We start from the raw sequence: 281 nt of genomic DNA, 5'->3' as shown, positions 1-281 counted from the left end.
GGCGGTGCTGCGCAAGCTGCAGCTGAGCAACCGTCACGAGCTGACCCGGTGGGCGGCGGCACGCCGGCTGGTCTGAGGGTGCCCGGAACACGAGGGAGCCGCTGTCCGCGAGCGCGGACAGCGGCTCCTTCCTCGCGCAAGGTCCGGGGCTGGCAGTCGCTCAGCCCTCGGCGGCGGCCCGCTCGGCGGCCGCCGCGACGCTGCGGCGGTCGAGCGCCTTGGAGACCCGCTTGCCCAGCTTCTGACCCGGCATCTCGACCAGCTTGTAGGTCAGGTGGCTG

General features: G+C 73.7%; 1 pseudogene. It reads left to right on the top strand.

The annotated features are described in order from the left end of the window. Nucleotides 1–76: pseudogene (locus C7C46_RS33710) on the top strand (DNA-binding response regulator); the annotation flags it as partial. Nucleotides 77–281 lie beyond the last annotated feature (205 nt).

The sequence above is a fragment of the Streptomyces tateyamensis genome, from assembly GCF_003205575.1.
GTDB classification, from domain to species: Bacteria; Actinomycetota; Actinomycetes; order Streptomycetales; family Streptomycetaceae; genus Kitasatospora; species Kitasatospora tateyamensis.
Note: the sequence above shows the minus strand (reverse complement) of the source record. Positions and strands in the feature narration are given on the sequence as shown.